We start from the raw sequence: 16,039 nt of genomic DNA, 5'->3' as shown, positions 1-16,039 counted from the left end.
AGCCCCTCGGAATTCATATTTAAGTAACTGAGACGACGGCCTTTGGCAGGCAGCGGGTCATCCTACTTCTCCCCCCTCATCCTGAGGTGCTGAAGCGAAGCGGAAGCCTCGAAGGATCCTCCAGAAGACGCGCGGGATCGGGAGGATCCTTCGAGGCCGCTTCGCGGCACCTCAGGATGAGGGGAGCGGTCGGGATTGGCGGCCCTTTGACTTGTCCTTGCTAGTCTTCGTCCGTTGGCGTTCCGCCATGGGCGACCGAACGAGAACCCGAGAGAGCGACGTTGGCAGACGACAACGACCAACCCGGCGCCGGCACGCCCCCGCCCGCGACCGACATCAAGCCCGTCTCCATCACCGACGAGATGCGCCGGTCCTACCTCGATTACGCCATGAGCGTGATCGTGAGCCGCGCGTTGCCCGATGCGCGCGACGGCCTCAAGCCGGTGCACCGGCGCATCCTGTTCGCGGCGCATGAGAGCGGGCACCTGCCCGAGCGCCGCTACGTCAAATCGGCCCGCATCGTCGGCGACGTGATCGGTAAGTACCATCCGCACGGCGACCAATCGATCTACGACGCCTTGGTCCGCATGGCCCAGGACTTCTCGATGCGCCTGATGCTCATCGACGGGCAGGGCAATTTCGGCTCGGTCGACGGCGATCCGGCCGCGGCCATGCGCTACACCGAATCGCGCCTGGCTAAGCCCGCCAGCGCGCTCCTCTCGGACATCGACAAGAACACCGTCGATTTCCAGGCGAACTACGACGGGGAGCACGAGGAGCCGACCGTCCTGCCGGCCCGCTTCCCGAACCTGCTGGTCAACGGCGCGGGCGGCATCGCGGTGGGCATGGCCACCAACATTCCGCCGCACAATCTCGGCGAGCTGATCGACGCCTGCATCGCCCTCATCGACGATCCGAGCCTGACCATCGAGGCGCTCAACGAGATCGTGCCCGGTCCCGACTTCCCGACCGGCGGCCTGATCCTCGGCCGCGCCGGCACCCGGCAGGCCTACGCCACGGGCCGCGGCTCGATCATCATGCGGGCGAAAGTCCCATATCGAGGAGCTGCGCAAGGAGCGCGAGGCGCTGATCTTCACCGAGATCCCGTATCAGGTGAACAAGGCGACGCTGGTCGAGAAGATCGCCGAGCTGGTCAAGGAGAAGCGCGTCGAGGGCATCTCGGACCTGCGCGATGAATCCGACCGCGACGGCATGCGCATCGTCGTCGAGATCAAGCGCGACGCCATGGCCGAGGTCGTGCTGAACCAGCTCTACCGCTACACGCCGCTGCAATCCTCGTTCGGCTGCAACATGGTGGCGCTGAACGGCGGCCGCCCCGAGCTGATGAACCTGAAGGACCTGCTGCTGGCCTTCAACGACTTCCGCGAGGAGGTCGTCTCCCGGCGCACCAAGTTCCTGCTCAACAAGGCGCGCGAGCGGGCCCACGTCTTGTGCGGTCTGGCCATCGCGGTCGCCAATATCGACGAGGTGATCCGCCTGATCCGCACCTCGCCGGACCCGAACACCGCCCGCGAGGCGTTGATGGCCCGCGACTGGCCGGCCCACGACATCGCCCCGCTGATCGCGCTGGTGGACGATCCGCGCTACCGCGTGGCCGAGGACGGCACCTACCGGCTCTCGGAGATCCAGGCCCGCGCGATCCTCGACCTGCGCCTGCAGCGCCTCACCGCTCTCGGCCGTGACGAGGTCGGCGACGAGTTGAAGAAGCTCGCCGACGAGATCGCCGACTATCTCGATATCCTGCGCTCGCGCGTCCGTATTCAGGCGATCGTGAAGACGGAACTGGCCGAGGTGCGCGCCCTCTTCGCCACCCCGCGCAAGACCGAGATCATCGATTCCGATTTCAGCGTCGAGGACGAGGATCTGATCGCCCGCGAGGACATGGTCGTGACCGTGTCCCATGCCGGCTACGTCAAGCGTGTGCCGCTCTCGACCTACCGGGCCCAGCGCCGCGGCGGCAAGGGCCGCTCCGGCATGGCGACCCGCGACGAGGATTTCGTCACCCGGCTGTTCGTGGCCAGCACCCACACGCCGGTGCTGTTCTTCTCCGACCAGGGCCAGGCCTACAAGGAGAAGGTCTGGCGCCTGCCGATGGCCGCGCCGAACGCCCGGGGCAAGGCGCTCGTCAACATCCTGCACCTTCAGAACGAGGGCGAGCGTATCTCGACCATCATGCCGTTGCCCGAGGACGAGACGTCCTGGGACACACTCGACGTGATGTTCGCCACCGCCTCCGGCAATGTCCGCCGCAACAAGCTGTCGGACTTCACCACGGTGAACCGCAACGGCAAGATCGCGATGAAGCTCGATCCGGGCGACCACATCGTCCATGTCGAGATCTGCCGGCCCGAGCAGAACGTTCTGCTCACCACCGCGCTCGGCCAGTGCATCCGCTTCCCCGTGGAGGATGTGCGCGTCTTCAAGGGGCGCGACTCGACCGGCGTGCGCGGGATCAACCTCGCCCAGGACGACAAAGTCATCTCGATGGCGATCCTCAACGCCTTCGACGCATCTCCCGAGGAGCGGGCCGGCTATCTCAAGATGCGCCGGGCGGTGATCGGCGACGCGGGCGAGGCGGAGGCCGAGCCGGCCGAGGCAGAGGAGGCTTCGGAAGCCTCGGCGATCTCGCTGGAGCGCTACAACGAGATGGGGGCCGCGGAGCAGTTCGTGCTGACCCTGTCCGATCGCGGCTTCGGCAAGCGCTCGTCGTCTTACGAGTACCGGACCTCGGGTCGCGGCGGCAAAGGCATCACGGCGATGCGGGTCAATGCCCGCAACGGCAACCTCGTCGCCTCCTTCCCCGTGGAGGCTTCGGACCAGATCATGCTGGTCACCAATGCCGGCCAGCTCATCCGCGTGCCGGTGGACGACATCCGCATCGTCGGCCGCGCCTCGCAGGGCGTGACGGTGTTCAACACCGACAAGGCCGAGCGTGTCGTCTCGGTGGAGCACATCGAGGGCGAGGACGAGAACGGCGAAGAGGCCGTCTGATCGAAGGGGCTGCGGAGGGGCGAAACGGGCCCCTTCCGCAGCTCGGCCAAAGGCGCGATCAAAGTTTTGTGATCGAGGATTATTTTTTGGAATTACAGTATTAAGCGGAAGTAATGGCGTTATATCGCTGCCATAACATTGGTGTTGCCGTTATATCATAGTTTCCATGCCCGACCGTCGGTAGAGAAAGTGCGGCTTTCCTCACACCTTCGGTTCGAGCCTTGCGCAATTCCCTGATCCTCTCCGGCCTCGCGGGTATTCTCCTCTCCGGCACTGCGCTGGCCGCCGACCTGCCGCGCCGCGCCGAGGCGCCGGTCTTCACGCCGATCCCCGTTTTCGCCTGGACGGGGGCCTATTTCGGTCCCAACGGCGGTTACGCCTACACCGAGAGCGACACGCTTCGGACCACCGGCATCGGTGCGCTCCAGGCCAACGTGACCAACGACCTGCGCCGCGCGAATGTCGCCCTGCCGAAGGACGGGTTCAGCTTCGGTGGTCAGGCCGGCTACAACTTCCAGCTCACGCCGGGCACCGGCTTCGTCTTCGGCTTCGAGACCGACGCGCAGTACCTCGATCTGGCGCGCAGCCGCACCGAGACGATCTTCCGCCCCGCCATCAACCCGAACGTCCTGCGCAACGTCTACGCCGCCGACCTCGACTTCCTCGGCACCGTGCGCGGCCGTGTCGGCTACGCCTTCGACCGCGTCCTGGTCTATGGCACCGGCGGCTTCGCCTACGGCACCACCACGCTGGCCGCGGTCTTCCGCACGGGAACGCCGGTGACCTATGCCGGCGCCCGCTCCGGGCTCGAGACCGGCTACGCCTATGGCGGCGGTATCGAGTACGCGATCCCGGCCAATTCCTTCCTGGATCTCACGGGGTCCCTGCAGATGACGGTCAAGGCCGAGTACCTGCGCTACGACCTCGGCAGCCGCACGGTGCTGATCCGCAGCACGGGCGGTCCCGGCGTCGGCTATAACATCGAATCCCGCACCGAGGGCGCTCTGGCCCGCGTCGGCCTGAACTTCGGGTTCGGCACGTACTGAGGGCCGGGGGAGGCCGGCGGAGCGTTCCATTTCCGCCGGGGCCTTCGATCCCGACCCCATCGCGTTCGCGCGGGCGCCCTCCGGGGCGCCCGTTTCTGTTGGCGGCGGTTCCGTTTGCGGGGAAAATGCTCTAGGCCCGTTCCCGTGACGACCCGTACAGCGCTCTACGCCGGTTCCTTCGATCCGGTCACCAATGGCCATCTCGACGTGGTGCGACAGGCCTGCCGCCTCGTGCCGCGGCTGGTGCTGGCCATCGGCGTGCATCCGGGCAAGGCGCCGCTGTTCACGGCCGAGGAGCGCGCCGCCCTGCTGCGCGAGACCTGCGAACCGCTCGCCGCGGCCGAGGGCGCGAGCCTCGACGTTGTCACCTTCGACGACCTCGCCGTCACGGCCGCCCGGCGCTGCGGGGCGCGCCTGTTCATCCGGGGGCTGCGCGACGGCACCGACCTCGATTACGAGATGCAGCTCGCCGGCATGAACGGCGCGATGGCACCTGAGGTCCAGACCGTGTTCCTGCCCGCCTCCACCGGCGTGCGCCCGATCACCGCGACCCTGGTGCGCCAGATCGCGGCCATGGGCGGCGACGTCTCCCCCTTCGTGCCGTCGGTCGTCGCCGCGCGGCTTGCCGCCCGCTTCGCCAAATCCTGATTTCCACCCGATCCTGATCCCCACCACGGAGCTTTAGACCGCATGAATCGCCGTCACGCCGTCCTCGGACTCGCCCTCTCCGCCATGCTCTTCGCCGCCCCGGCGCGGGCCGGCGAGAACACCGTGCTTCTCGAGACCAAGGACGGGCGGGTCACGATCGAGCTGCGCCCGGAGATCGCGCCCAAGCACGTCAAGCAGCTCAAGACGCTGATCGGCCAGGGCTTCTACGACGGCCTGAAGTTCCACCGCGTCATCGACGGCTTCATGGCCCAGACCGGCGATCCCAAGGGCAACGGCACCGGCGGCTCCACCCTGCCCAACATTCCCGCCGAGTTCTCCTCAGCGCCGTTCAAGCGCGGCACGGTCGGCATGGCCCGCTCGGGCAGCCCGAACTCGGCCAACTCGCAGTTCTTCATCTGCCTCGGCGACGCGGACTTCCTGAACAACAACTACACCGTCGTCGGCGTCGTCACCTCGGGCATGGACGTGGTCGACAAGATCAAGAAGGGCTCCAAGGCCGATAACGGCTCCGTGCAGAACCCCGACAAGATCGTGAAGATGACGCTCGCCGGAGGCGGCCAATAGCGGCCCGCCGGCCATCGCGCCGCGGGGTCTGCATCCTCGCGGCCTGCCTCGTCCCGATCATGGCGGGCGGGGCCGATGCGTTCGACGGCATTGAACCCTGGCGCACCCTGCCCCAAACCTTGCGGGGTACGCAGCATGTGCCGCTGCCCGCCGGTGACACGGCGGCGGCCCCGGCCGATACCCTGAAGGCGCTCTACCCGGCGCTCGCCGCCTGCTGGAAGGCGCCCGAAGGCCTCAGCCGGTTCGAGCGCGTGGAGATCACGGCGCGTCTCTCCCTGCGCCGGGACGGCTCGGTGATCGGCACGCCGCAGATCACCTTCGCCAAGACGCCGTTTGCGAACACGCCGGGCGATACGAGGGCCCGGGACATCCTGATTCGGGCGACGCGCGACGCGATCGCCCGCTGCACGCCGGTCCGGGTCACCCCGGCTCTCGGCGGAGCCATCGCGGGGCGCCCCCTGGCGCTGCGCTTCATCTACGACGGACCCAGAGGACAGGGAATTTAACTCATGGCAGAGACGAACGAGACCATCGTCCTGGAGACCACCAAGGGCCGCGTCGTCATCGCGCTGCGCGCCGACCTCGCCCCCAACCACGTCGAGCGGATCAAGACGCTGACGACCCAGGGCTTCTACGACGGCGTGCCGTTCCACCGCGTCATCGACGGCTTCATGGCCCAGACCGGCGACCCGACCGGCACCGGCTCGGGCGGCTCGGAGCTGCCCGACCTCAACGCCGAGTTCAACGCCGAGCCGCATGTGCGCGGCACCTGCTCGATGGCGCGCACCAACTTCCCGCACTCGGCGAACTCGCAGTTCTTCATCTGCTTTTCCGACGCGCGCTTCCTCGACCGCCAGTACACGGTGTGGGGCAAGGTGATCGAGGGCATGGAAGTGGTCGACACGATCAAGCGCGGCGAGCCCGTGCGCGATCCGGACCGGATCGTGAAGGCGACCGTCGCGGCGGCGTAAGTCTGTTTTTCCCCTCTCCTCGCCTGCGGGGAGAGGGGGCATCTGATTTTTCGATGAACCGGTCGCGGCTCAGCCTTCCGGCGGCTCCCTGAGCCCCGCGGCCTCTTCGAGCCAGGTCAGGATTTCCGGGGCCCGCCAGGGCTTGGGCATGAAGGTCGCGGTGACGCGCAGGTCGCTCGGCTGGTCGCCCGCGTCGCCCGAGGTCAGCAGCAGGCGGATACGCGGCCACGTCACGCCGATGATCCGCGCGAGTTCGAAGCCGCCGATCGTGCCCGGCGTGCGCACGTCCGAGAACACGACGTCGATCGCGTCGCCCCGCTGGTGCAGGATGTCGAGCGCACGCTCGGCCGTCTCGGCCTCGATGACCTCGAAGCCCTTCTCCTCCAGCAGCTCGGCCGCGAGGTAGCGCTCGTCGGGTTCATCCTCGACGACGAGAATGACGGGCCGGCGGCCTGTGGGTCGTGCGTCACTCATGACTGGTCACTCATGACCCTGATTAATCTAGAGGGCTCGCGGGAAAAACGCAGATTGCGCATCCCATACGATAACCTCCGGCAAAGTCCCCGGCAGACAATACGATAGAACGGTGGGGGCAAACGTCTGTCGTTCATGGGCAACAGCGCCTGGATTTGTTGCGCTCAAGTCGGGTCGGCATGCGCTTTTGCGTGAGATAAGCCGTCGCACCCGCTTTGCGTGCAGGGCTTGATGCGTCGCCGCCTCCCCTGGTTCAGGGTCAAGGGTGCGGTTGGAATAAAATCCGCATTTTCAACAGGGATGGCAACGCGAGAGCGGTTGACGGGTTACGGCTCAGGTGCGTTCACTGTTTGTTCTGATCGACACCCTCCCGAGCCCCTGAACCCGCGCCCATGCCCCCTCCCCGATCCCCCGACGTGCCGACGCTGGATGCGCTTCGCCGCCTGACGGACCGCGCCGGGGCCGGCAGCGAACCGGCGGATTCGCGCGCCCTGCCCTTCGGGGTGACGGGGCTCGACGCGGCCCTGCCCGGTGGCGGGCTGGCCCTCGGGGCGCTCCACCAGATCCATGAGGGCGGCCCGCGCGGGCGCTACGCCGCTACCGCCGTGCTGTTTGCCGGCGGCATCCTCGCCCGGCTCGACGGGCCGGTGCTGTGGTGCCTGCACAGCCGCGATCTGTTCGCCCCCGCGCTCGCCCGGGTCGGGCTGCATCCCGACCGGGTGGTCTATTGCGAGACGTGGCGGGATGCCGAGGTGCTGCCCGCCATGGAGGAGGGCCTGCGCCATCGGGGACTGGCCGGCGTCGTCGGCGAACTCACCCGCATGACGCTCACCCCCTCCCGCCGGCTCCAGCTCGCGGCGGAGGGCTCGGGCGTCACCGCGCTCGTCGTCCACCGCCTCTGCGCGGGGGAGGCCGTCGAGCCGGAGCCCAGCGCCGCGCGAACCCGCTGGCGGGTGGCGCCCGCCCCTTCGGAAGGAACGAACCGTCGAATGGGCCGGCCGCGCTGGCGGCTCGACTTGCAGCGCTGCCGCGGTGGGGCGCCGGGGGCTTGGATCGTGGAGGCTTGCGATGCGCAGGGTCGTCTCGCTGTACCTGCCGTCCTGGCCGACCGACCGGCTGCGCCGGAGCGGGTCCAGCACCGCGCCGCCGGATGAGCCGCTTGCCACCGTGGCGCAGGACGGTGCCCGGCGCCTTCTGGCCGGCGTGGACGCCGCCGCCCGCCGCCTCGGCCTGCGGCCGGGCATGAGCGCGGCCCATGCCGGGGCGCTGGTGCCGGGCCTGCACCTCGTCCCGGCCGATCCCGAGGCGGATGCGGCGGCCCTGGCGCGGCTCGGCCTGTGGTGCCATCGCTACGCGCCGATCGTCGCCCTCGACCCGCCCGACGGGCTGGTGATCGACATCACTGGCGCCGCCCATCTCCATGGCGGCGAGGCGCCCCTGCTCGCCGATCTCTCCGCCCGCCTGGAGCGGACGGGCATCACGGCGCGGCTCGCGCTTGCCGACACGCCGGGCTGCGCTTGGGGGATGGCCCGCTTCGGCGAGGGGGGCATCGTGCCGCCGGGCGGGGCAACCCAGGTGCTGGCCCCCCTGCCGGTGGCGGCTTTGCGGCTCGGCGCCGAGGCCGCGCGGGCGCTTCAGGATGTCGGCCTCGCCCGCATCGGCCAACTCAGCGACAAGCCGCGGGCGGCCTTGCGGCTGCGCTTCGGTGCCGAGATCCTGTTCCGGCTCGACCGGGCGCTCGGGCACGCGCCGGAGCCGCTGACGGCGCTCGCCGCACCCGAGACCCCGCGCGTGGCCCTGCGCTTCGCCGAGCCGGTCGGCGCCCGCGAGAGCCTGGAACGGGTCGTTGCCGACCTCTGCGCCCGGCTCGTGCCGGAACTGGAGCGGCGCGGCCTCGGGGCGCGCCGGCTCGACCTCGTCTTCGTCCGCGTCGATCGCCTCGATCAGGCAATCCGAATCGGCACGGCGGGGCCGAGCCGCGACGCCACCCACCTCGCCCGGTTGCTCACTGAGCGCCTCTCTCTGATCGATCCCGGCTTCGGCATCGAGGAAGCGGTGCTCTCCGCCTCGCGGGTCGAGCCCCTGGCCGAGCGCCAGAATTCCCATCTCGCCGCCGGCCCGCAGGCGCCGGATCTCGCCGCCCTGGTCGATACCTTGCTGGTGCGCCTCGGCGCCGCCCGCGTCTACCGGCTGGCACCCGTGGAGAGCGACCTGCCCGAGCGGGCGGTGCGCCGCGTGTCGGCGCTGGCCGCCCCCCTCGGCGCGCTCTGGCCCACGGACCTGCCGCGCCCGGCCCGCCTTCTGGCGCCGCCGGAGCCGGTCATGGCGATGGCCGAGATCCCCGATGCGCCGCCGCTGTTCTTCGTCTGGCGCAACACCCGCCACCTGATCGCACGCGCCGACGGGCCGGAGCGGATCCTCGGCGAATGGTGGGTGGCGGACGCGGAAGCCGAACTCACCCGCGACTATTACCGGGTGGAGACGGAGGCGGGCGAGCGCTTCTGGCTGTTCCGCGACGGCCCGATGCAGGCGAACGGCCGCTGGTGGCTGCACGGGCTCGGCGAGGCGTGACACTGACCCGCGATGATTCATTGCGGGTCGCCCCCGCGACTGCGGGGCGGCGGGCGTCCGCCGGACGCATCGCGTCCGACCTTGGTCGGAAGCGATGCAACTCACCATGAGCACGCCGGAGCTTCAGGTCACGACGCATTTCTCCTTCCTGCGCGGCGCCTCGAGCCCGGAGGAGCTGTTTTCCGCAGCGAGCTTGCTCGGCATCCCGGCGCTTGGCGTCACCGATCACGGCTCGCTGGCCGGAATGGTCCGCGCGCATCAGGCGGCGAAGGTCACGGGCGTGCGCCTCGTCGTCGGCTGCCGGCTCGACCTCGACGATCTGTCTTCACCGCTCCTCGTCTACCCCACCGACCGCGCCGCTTACGGCCGGCTCTGCCGGTTGCTCAGTCTGGGCAAGGCCAGGGGTGGCAAGGGCCGTTGCCGCCTGACATGGCGCGATCTCGAAGAGTGGCAGGAGGGGTTTTTTGCAATTTTGCTCGCCGAGCATCCGGGACCGGCGCTTCCGAACGACCTCGCCCGCTTCAAGGGCTTGTTCGGCGCCCGCGCGTCCTGCGCGCTGACCCGCCGCTTCCGCCCCGACGACGCCGACCGGCTCGATGCTTTGGCCGCCGCCGCCCGCGCCGCGCGGGTGCCCACCGTCGCCACCGGCGACATCCTCTACCATGTCGCGGGCCGGCGCCGCCTGCAGGACGTGGTGACCTGCATCCGGCTCGGGCTCACCATCGACCGGGCCGGGTTTGCCAAGGAGCGCCACGCCGACCGCTTCCTCAAACCCCCGGCCGAGACCGCGCGCCTGTTCGCGCGCTTCCCCGAGGCGCTGGCGCGGGCGGGCGAGATCGCGGCGGCCTGCCGCTTCTCGCTGGACGACCTCGCCTACACCTACCCGACGGAAAGCCGCGAGGACGGGCTCTCGCCGCAGGAACGCCTGGACGTCCTGACCTGGGCCGGCGCGGCACGGCGCTATCCAGCCGGCGTGCCGGAGGCGGTGACGCGCCAGTTGCGCCACGAACTCGACCTGATCGGGCGGCTGGCCTACGCCCCCTACTTCCTCACGGTCGAGTCGATCGTCGCCTTCGCCAATCGCGAAAAGATCCTGTGCCAGGGGCGCGGCTCGGCGGCCAATTCCGCAGTCTGCTTCTGTCTCGGCATCACCTCGATCGATCCGACGCGGCAGAACCTGCTGTTCGAGCGCTTCGTCTCGGAGGCGCGCCGCGAGCCGCCCGACATCGACGTCGATTTCGAGCACGAGCGCCGCGAGGAGGTGATCCAGTGGATCTTTCAGACCTACGGCCGCCACCGCTCCGCGCTCACTGCCATCGTCAGCCGCTTCCGCTCGCGGGGCGCCCTGCGCGAGGTCGGCAAGGTGATGGGCCTGCCCGAGGACGTGACCGGCGCCCTCAACCGCATGACCTGGTCCTGGAGCAGCGAGGGCGTCGGCGAGCGCGAACTGCGCGAACTCAACCTCAACCCCGACGACCGGCGCCTGCGCCTGACGCTGGCGATCGCCCGCGAGCTGATCGGCACGCCGCGCCACCTCTCCCAGCATCCCGGCGGCTTCGTCCTGACCCTCGACCGGCTCGACGAACTGGTGCCGGTCGAGCCCGCGGCGATGGCCGACCGTCAGGTCATCGAGTGGGACAAGGACGACATCGACGCCCTCAAGTTCATGAAGGTCGATGTGCTCGGGCTCGGCATGCTCGGCTGCCTGCGCCGCGCCTTCGACCTGCTGGCCGAGGTCAAGAACGACCCGCACGACCTCGCCTCGATCCCCTCAAAGGATGAGCCGACCTTCGCGATGATCCGGCGCGCCGACACCCTCGGCGTCTTCCAGATCGAGAGCCGCGCGCAGATGGCGATGCTGCCGCGGATGAAGCCGAAAGAGTTCTACGACCTCGTCATCGAGGTGGCGATCGTGCGCCCCGGGCCGATTCAGGGCGACATGGTCCACCCCTATCTGCGCCGCCGCGAAGGCCTCGAAGAGGTGACCTACCCGACGCCCGAATTGAAGGCGGTGCTGGAGAAGACGCTCGGCGTGCCGCTGTTCCAGGAGCAGGCGATGCAGGTGGCGATGGTCGGCGCCGGCTTCTCGGCGACGGAGGCCGATGAACTGCGCCGCTCCATGGCGACCTTCAAGTTCACGGGCGGCGTCCACCGCTTCCAGAACCGCCTCGTCGAGGGCATGGTCGCCAACGGCTACGCCCGCGATTTTGCCGAGCGCACCTTCAAGCAGCTCGAGGGCTTCGGCTCCTACGGCTTCCCCGAGAGCCACGCCGCCTCCTTCGCGCTCCTGGCCTATGCCTCCTCGTGGATGAAGTGCCACCATCCGGATGTGTTCTGCGCCGCGCTGCTGAACGCGCAGCCGATGGGCTTCTACGCCCCCGCCCAGATCGTGCGCGACGCCCGCGCCCACGGCGTCGAGATCCGCCCGCTCGACGTAAATTTCTCGCAGTGGGACTGCACCCTGGAGACGCTCGGTGCGGGCCGGAAACTGTTCGCGGTGCGCCTGGGGCTACGCCTCGCGAGCGGCTTGGCCGAACGGGACGGGCATCGTCTCGTGGCGGCACGCGGCGGGCGCCCCTTCGCCTCCCTGCCCGAACTGGCGGACCGGGCCGGCATCCCGGCAGCCAGCCTGACCTGCCTCGTGCGGGCCGATGCGTTCCGCTCGCTCGGCCTCAACCGGCGCGAGGCCGCCTGGGCGGTCAAGGCCCTGCGGCCCGATCCCCTCCCCCTCTTCGCCGCCCTGTCCGGACCGATACAGGCCGAGCCGGCGCAGACGGCGGAGCCCGCCGTATCGCTGCCGGTGATGAGCGCGGGCGGAGAGGTCGTCGCCGATTACTGCGCCAACGGCCTCAGCCTACGCGCCCACCCCCTCGCCTTCCTGCGCGAGACCCTTACCACTCTGGGGGCCCGGCCCTGCGCGGCGCTGGAGCGGGCGGGCAACGGGGCGCCGATCGTCGTCGCCGGGATCGTGCTGATGCGCCAGCGGCCGGGCTCGGCCAAGGGCACGATGTTCATGACCCTGGAGGATGAGACCGGCATCGCCAACCTGATCGTCCGGCCCGAGCTGTTCGACCGGCAGCGCCGGGTCGTGCTCGGTGCCCGGCTGATGGCCTGCCGCGGACGGGTGCAGCGGGTCGGCGACGTGATCCACCTCGTGGCCGTGGAGCTGTTCGACCGCTCCGGCCTGCTGCGGCGGATCGGCGAGGAGACGATCGCCCTGCGCACCGGTCGCGGCGACGAGACCGGCCAGAGCGTCCGGCCCGATCCGCGTGAGGCCGCGCTGCCGGTGCGGGCACGGAATTTCCGGTAGCGCGATACCCGGTCGGCCTGACCCCCGCGAGGAGCCACGATCGAGGCCGAGCGGGCGTTGACGCGCAATCCGTATCACTCTGTAGATGGCTCTGCGGTGCGGGCCGTCTGTGACCGAACCGCACTCAATCCGCATCGCCCGGAGCCCGTCTCGACGTGTCTGCTGAACCGATCAAGGGACCGGCCTCATACTTTCCCTCCATCGAGAAGACGTACGGGCGTCCCATCGGCGAGTGGCAGGAGATCGTGCGGAAGAGGCTTCCGGCCAAGCACATGGACTTGGTCGCGATGCTGAAGGCCGACCACGGAATGGGTCACGGACACGCCAACGCGATCGTGGCCCACGTCCTCGCGGCGGAACGGAAGTGACCCCTCTTCGGTCGCTGTTCGCCCTCAACACGCCTGCGCGCATTCAGGCCGGCTGGCCGTTCATCCGAGGCGCCGCCCCTCGCCAACCGCGAGGGCTTACCGGTCGCTGATCGAACAGGATGGCCGGCCGCCGGGTTAGTCCGAGCGCGAGGGGGGCCACGATGATCCTGCGAACGGGCGCGGTCTGGCTCGGTCCACCGCGAAGAAAAAAGGTCCGTTCCGTCGATGCAGACAGTCTCCCAACCGCGCGACACCGCCATCGTGTTCGGCGGCGGCAACGCGCTCGGTGCCTATCACGCGGGCGCCTTCGAGGTTCTGCAGGCCCGCGGCATCCGGCCGGACCGATTGGTGGGCGCCTCCATGGGGGCCGTCACCGGTGCGATCATCGCCGGCAACGCGCCGGAGGATCGGATCGAGCGGCTTCACCGGTTCTGGAACGAGGCGACCCTGCATACCGGCCTCTCCGGAACCGATTTCCTGAAGCCGCGGCAGTACTACAATGCCCTCCACTCGCTCCTGACGCTGGCCTGGGGGCGGCCCAGCATCTTCACGCACCGCTATCCCGGCCTGTGGTCGGCCCTGCCCTGGGTGCCCAACGACGTTGCCCTCTTCGACCACAGGCCCCTACGCGCCACGCTTGAGCGGCTCGTCGACTTTGAGCGCCTGAACCGGGCCGAGATCCGGCTCACCATCGCCTGCATCGACGTGGCGACCGGCGAGGAGGTGTTCTTCGACAACACCCGCCAGACGATCCAGCCCGAGCACATCCTGGCCAGCGCCGCCCTGCTGCCGGCGTTCCCGCCGGTCGAGATCGACGGGCGGATGCTGTGCGATGCCGGCTACACCAACAACCTCCCCCTCGATCCGCTGTTCGAGCCCGAGCCGACCCGCGACCTGCTCTGCATCGCCCTCGACCTGTTCTCGCTGCGGGCCGATCGGCCCCGCTCGCTCGACGCGGTGCTGGAACGGGCCAACGATCTCATCTTCGCCAGCGCCGCCCGGCGCGCGGTGACGGGACTGGCGCGCAGCTACGCCCTGCGCGAGCGGCTCGACCCGGACGGCCCCGCCGCGACGCTCTTGCACATCGTCCATCAGGCCGGCGCGGACCAGCTCGCGTCGAAGAGCTTCGACTTCTCGCCCTCCTCGATCCGCGACCGCTGGGAGGCGGGTGCCCGCGACATGCGGCGGGGGCTCGAACGCCTGGCCGAACTGCCGACTTCCGGCGGGCGCTTCCACTACGAGTGCCCGTGAGGGGCGGGTGCCGACAAGCCATTGCCCCGAACGGTAAAAGCTGGTTCTCGAAATGATCCTTCAGGCTTGCAACGCGTCGGCTTAGCCGTGCGCCGGGCCGCTGCCGACCTCTTGCGGATCACCCGTCATCCCCCCGTTCCGCGCGTTTGCAGGCGGCCTGGAGTTCAGTCATCGCCCTCGTCGGGGATCTTCATCAGGTTGCCGCAGGCCTTGCAGTGCACGGCGTCGGGCTCGTGGCGTTGCAGCCCGCAGGCGTCGCAAGGGAAGCGCACTTTGTAGGGACGGAACACCACCTGAGCGAGACGAAAGAACAGCGTCACGCCGCAGATCATCACGAAGACCGAGAGCAGCCGCCCGGTGGGCCCTGGTAAGGTGATATCGCCGTAGCCCGTGGTCGTCAGCGATGTCACCGTGAAGTACAGCGCATCGATCGGCGTCTGGATGGCCGGGTTGGTGTTGTGCTGCGTCGCGTAGACAATGCCCGTCATCGTGAAGACGAATACCACCAAGTTGGTAGCGGCCAGAATGACATCTTCGTTGCGGCGGAACAGCTTGCTGTCCTTCCGCAGTCGCTCCAGCAGATGATAGGTGCGCAGCAGGCGCAACGTGCGCAGAACGCGCAGGAACCCGATGCCTTCGACCACCACCGGGGCGAGGAACGAGGCGATCGCGATCACGTCGGTCCAGGTGCTCAGGTGCAGGAACTCGCGCGCGGGGGCGCGGCTGATGCTGAGGCGGGCGGCAAAATCGAGCAGCACGCATACGCCCAGCACCAGGTCGCAGGCGATGATCCAGGGCATCAGCGGCAGGAACGAGGTGACCATGACGAAGGCGATCGTTGCCACGTCGAACACGAGCAGGGCGTAGCGGAAGCGGTGCGCCCGTCTGGTCTCGCCCTCGTACAGATCGTGTATCGTTGCGGTCAGAGTTGCCATGGATCGCCGGCCTGAAGGGAGCTGAGCCTATGAGCTCTGTGTCGGCAGGTATCCGGCCACGAAGCCTTTTGCGTCGCCTGTGGGCCGGGACAACCGCAGCGGGGTGATCGCCGCGAGCAGCAGCACGCCCGAGGCAGCCAGAACCCGTTCCGACAGGCGGGTTCCCATGGCGCCTGAACGGCGCTTGGGCAACCGACGACGCATGGTGATCCCAACCGTGTTGCCAGAGACATCATCGAGCGGGGAGATGCGGCGGCGAAGTCGGATCGTCAGGCCTGGCTTGCGGCAAAGGTGTCGCCGTCAACCCCTGTCTTGCCGCCTGGATGCGATGGAACTGGGCCTCAAGGCAGCGTGAAACGCTGGTGGGGTATGCTCCACATGCAGTTTAATATAATGACAATCTGACGTAATCCCTGCATTATATCGCCTGATTTCAGATCGGGCCCCCTACAACTCAGGCGAGCGAATATGCAAAGCCTCTCCTATTCCACCCTTGTGCAGGCATGATCATGGATGTCAGCCGCCTCGCGGCCGCCGTTACGGATGCTTATGCCGCGCAAGCTAAGCCGCCGCTTACGCAGGAATTGATCGCCCAGGTTCGAGATGTCCTGGTGAAGGCTTTCGAAGCCGAAGGCGGCGGATCGTCGGGTGCCGATCGTCTGGAACGACTGAACGCCGCGCTCGACGCGTTCGAGACGGAACTCGACGCCGTCGTCGGTCCCCGTATCGCTTCGCTGGACGAGGCATCGGGAGCGGTCACCATGCGGACGCGCTCCGAGGCGGGACAACCGCTGCGCGCCTTTGGCGGCCAGTAACCGCCCCACTCCCCGGCACTTTTCCGTCCCTCCGTCCCCATTAGTTGGAACAC

The 16,039-nt window shown here is 68.8% G+C and carries 14 protein-coding genes and 1 pseudogene; 12 read left to right on the top strand and 3 right to left on the bottom strand.

Features of this window, described 5'->3' with window-relative positions; genetic code table 11:
• The first annotated feature begins 281 nt into the window (after window positions 1–281).
• The 6 genes and pseudogenes from gyrA to M2437_RS09375 all read left to right on the top strand — a co-directional run bounded on the left by gyrA (window position 282) and on the right by M2437_RS09375 (window position 6,262).
• A pseudogene (gene gyrA, locus M2437_RS09400) lies at window positions 282–3,012 on the top strand (DNA gyrase subunit A).
• Window positions 3,013–3,233: 221 nt separating this feature from the next.
• Entirely contained in the window at window positions 3,234–4,058 is an 825-nt protein-coding gene (locus M2437_RS09395) for an outer membrane protein (RefSeq protein WP_003604673.1), read from the top strand.
• Between the two features lie 144 nt (window positions 4,059–4,202).
• The gene (gene coaD / locus M2437_RS09390; RefSeq protein WP_003604674.1) at window positions 4,203–4,706 is read left to right on the top strand and encodes a pantetheine-phosphate adenylyltransferase; all 504 of its coding nucleotides are present in this window, start codon (window positions 4,203–4,205) and stop codon (window positions 4,704–4,706) included.
• Between the two features lie 42 nt (window positions 4,707–4,748).
• Complete coding sequence (locus M2437_RS09385) at window positions 4,749–5,291, top strand: peptidylprolyl isomerase (RefSeq protein ID WP_082290829.1); 543 nt, start codon at window positions 4,749–4,751, stop codon at window positions 5,289–5,291.
• Window positions 5,292–5,350: 59 nt separating this feature from the next.
• Entirely contained in the window at window positions 5,351–5,797 is a 447-nt protein-coding gene (locus M2437_RS09380; RefSeq protein WP_253387227.1) for a UCP034077 family protein, read from the top strand.
• A gap of 3 nt (window positions 5,798–5,800) precedes the next feature.
• Entirely contained in the window at window positions 5,801–6,262 is a 462-nt protein-coding gene (locus tag M2437_RS09375) for a peptidylprolyl isomerase (protein ID WP_012255637.1), read from the top strand.
• Between the two features lie 69 nt (window positions 6,263–6,331).
• On the opposite strand, the gene M2437_RS09370 is transcribed toward M2437_RS09375, so the two are convergent.
• Window positions 6,332–6,736: a response regulator gene (locus tag M2437_RS09370; RefSeq protein WP_253387226.1), complete on the bottom strand. Its 405-nt coding sequence runs from the start codon at window positions 6,734–6,736 to the stop codon at window positions 6,332–6,334.
• Between the two features lie 392 nt (window positions 6,737–7,128).
• On the opposite strand from M2437_RS09370, the gene M2437_RS09365 reads away from it, so the two are divergent.
• The 5 genes from M2437_RS09365 to M2437_RS09345 all read left to right on the top strand — a co-directional run bounded on the left by M2437_RS09365 (window position 7,129) and on the right by M2437_RS09345 (window position 14,236).
• Window positions 7,129–7,890, top strand: a complete 762-nt coding sequence (locus tag M2437_RS09365; RefSeq protein WP_076641856.1) for an ImuA family protein — start codon at window positions 7,129–7,131, stop codon at window positions 7,888–7,890.
• Window positions 7,805–9,307 carry a DUF6504 family protein gene (locus M2437_RS09360; protein WP_253387225.1) on the top strand — a complete coding sequence of 501 codons (1,503 nt, stop codon included), beginning with the start codon at window positions 7,805–7,807 and terminating at the stop codon, window positions 9,305–9,307. The genes M2437_RS09365 and M2437_RS09360 overlap by 86 nt, the downstream gene beginning before the upstream one ends.
• A gap of 94 nt (window positions 9,308–9,401) precedes the next feature.
• On the top strand, window positions 9,402–12,617 hold the full coding sequence (locus M2437_RS09355) for an error-prone DNA polymerase (protein WP_253387224.1): 3,216 nt from the start codon (window positions 9,402–9,404) through the stop codon (window positions 12,615–12,617).
• A 155-nt stretch (window positions 12,618–12,772) separates the two neighbouring features.
• Window positions 12,773–12,985: a DUF4287 domain-containing protein gene (locus M2437_RS09350; protein WP_003603305.1), complete on the top strand. Its 213-nt coding sequence runs from the start codon at window positions 12,773–12,775 to the stop codon at window positions 12,983–12,985.
• A 225-nt stretch (window positions 12,986–13,210) separates the two neighbouring features.
• Window positions 13,211–14,236: a patatin-like phospholipase family protein gene (locus tag M2437_RS09345; protein WP_253387223.1), complete on the top strand. Its 1,026-nt coding sequence runs from the start codon at window positions 13,211–13,213 to the stop codon at window positions 14,234–14,236.
• A gap of 164 nt (window positions 14,237–14,400) precedes the next feature.
• Here M2437_RS09345 and M2437_RS09340 read toward each other — a convergent pair whose 3' ends face one another.
• The gene (locus M2437_RS09340) at window positions 14,401–15,171 is read right to left on the bottom strand and encodes a potassium channel family protein (RefSeq protein WP_015824636.1); all 771 of its coding nucleotides are present in this window, start codon (window positions 15,169–15,171) and stop codon (window positions 14,401–14,403) included.
• Window positions 15,172–15,198: 27 nt separating this feature from the next.
• Window positions 15,199–15,339 (bottom strand): hypothetical protein, encoded by a 141-nt coding sequence (locus M2437_RS09335; protein ID WP_277570263.1) that lies wholly within the window; start codon window positions 15,337–15,339, stop codon window positions 15,199–15,201.
• Window positions 15,340–15,674: 335 nt separating this feature from the next.
• On the opposite strand from M2437_RS09335, the gene M2437_RS09330 reads away from it, so the two are divergent.
• Window positions 15,675–15,986 (top strand): hypothetical protein, encoded by a 312-nt coding sequence (locus tag M2437_RS09330; protein ID WP_015824638.1) that lies wholly within the window; start codon window positions 15,675–15,677, stop codon window positions 15,984–15,986.
• Window positions 15,987–16,039 lie beyond the last annotated feature (53 nt).

The organism is Methylorubrum pseudosasae (assembly GCF_029504475.1).
GTDB classification, from domain to species: domain Bacteria; phylum Pseudomonadota; class Alphaproteobacteria; order Rhizobiales; family Beijerinckiaceae; genus Methylobacterium; species Methylobacterium extorquens.
This window is presented reverse-complemented; position numbering and strand designations above follow the sequence as displayed.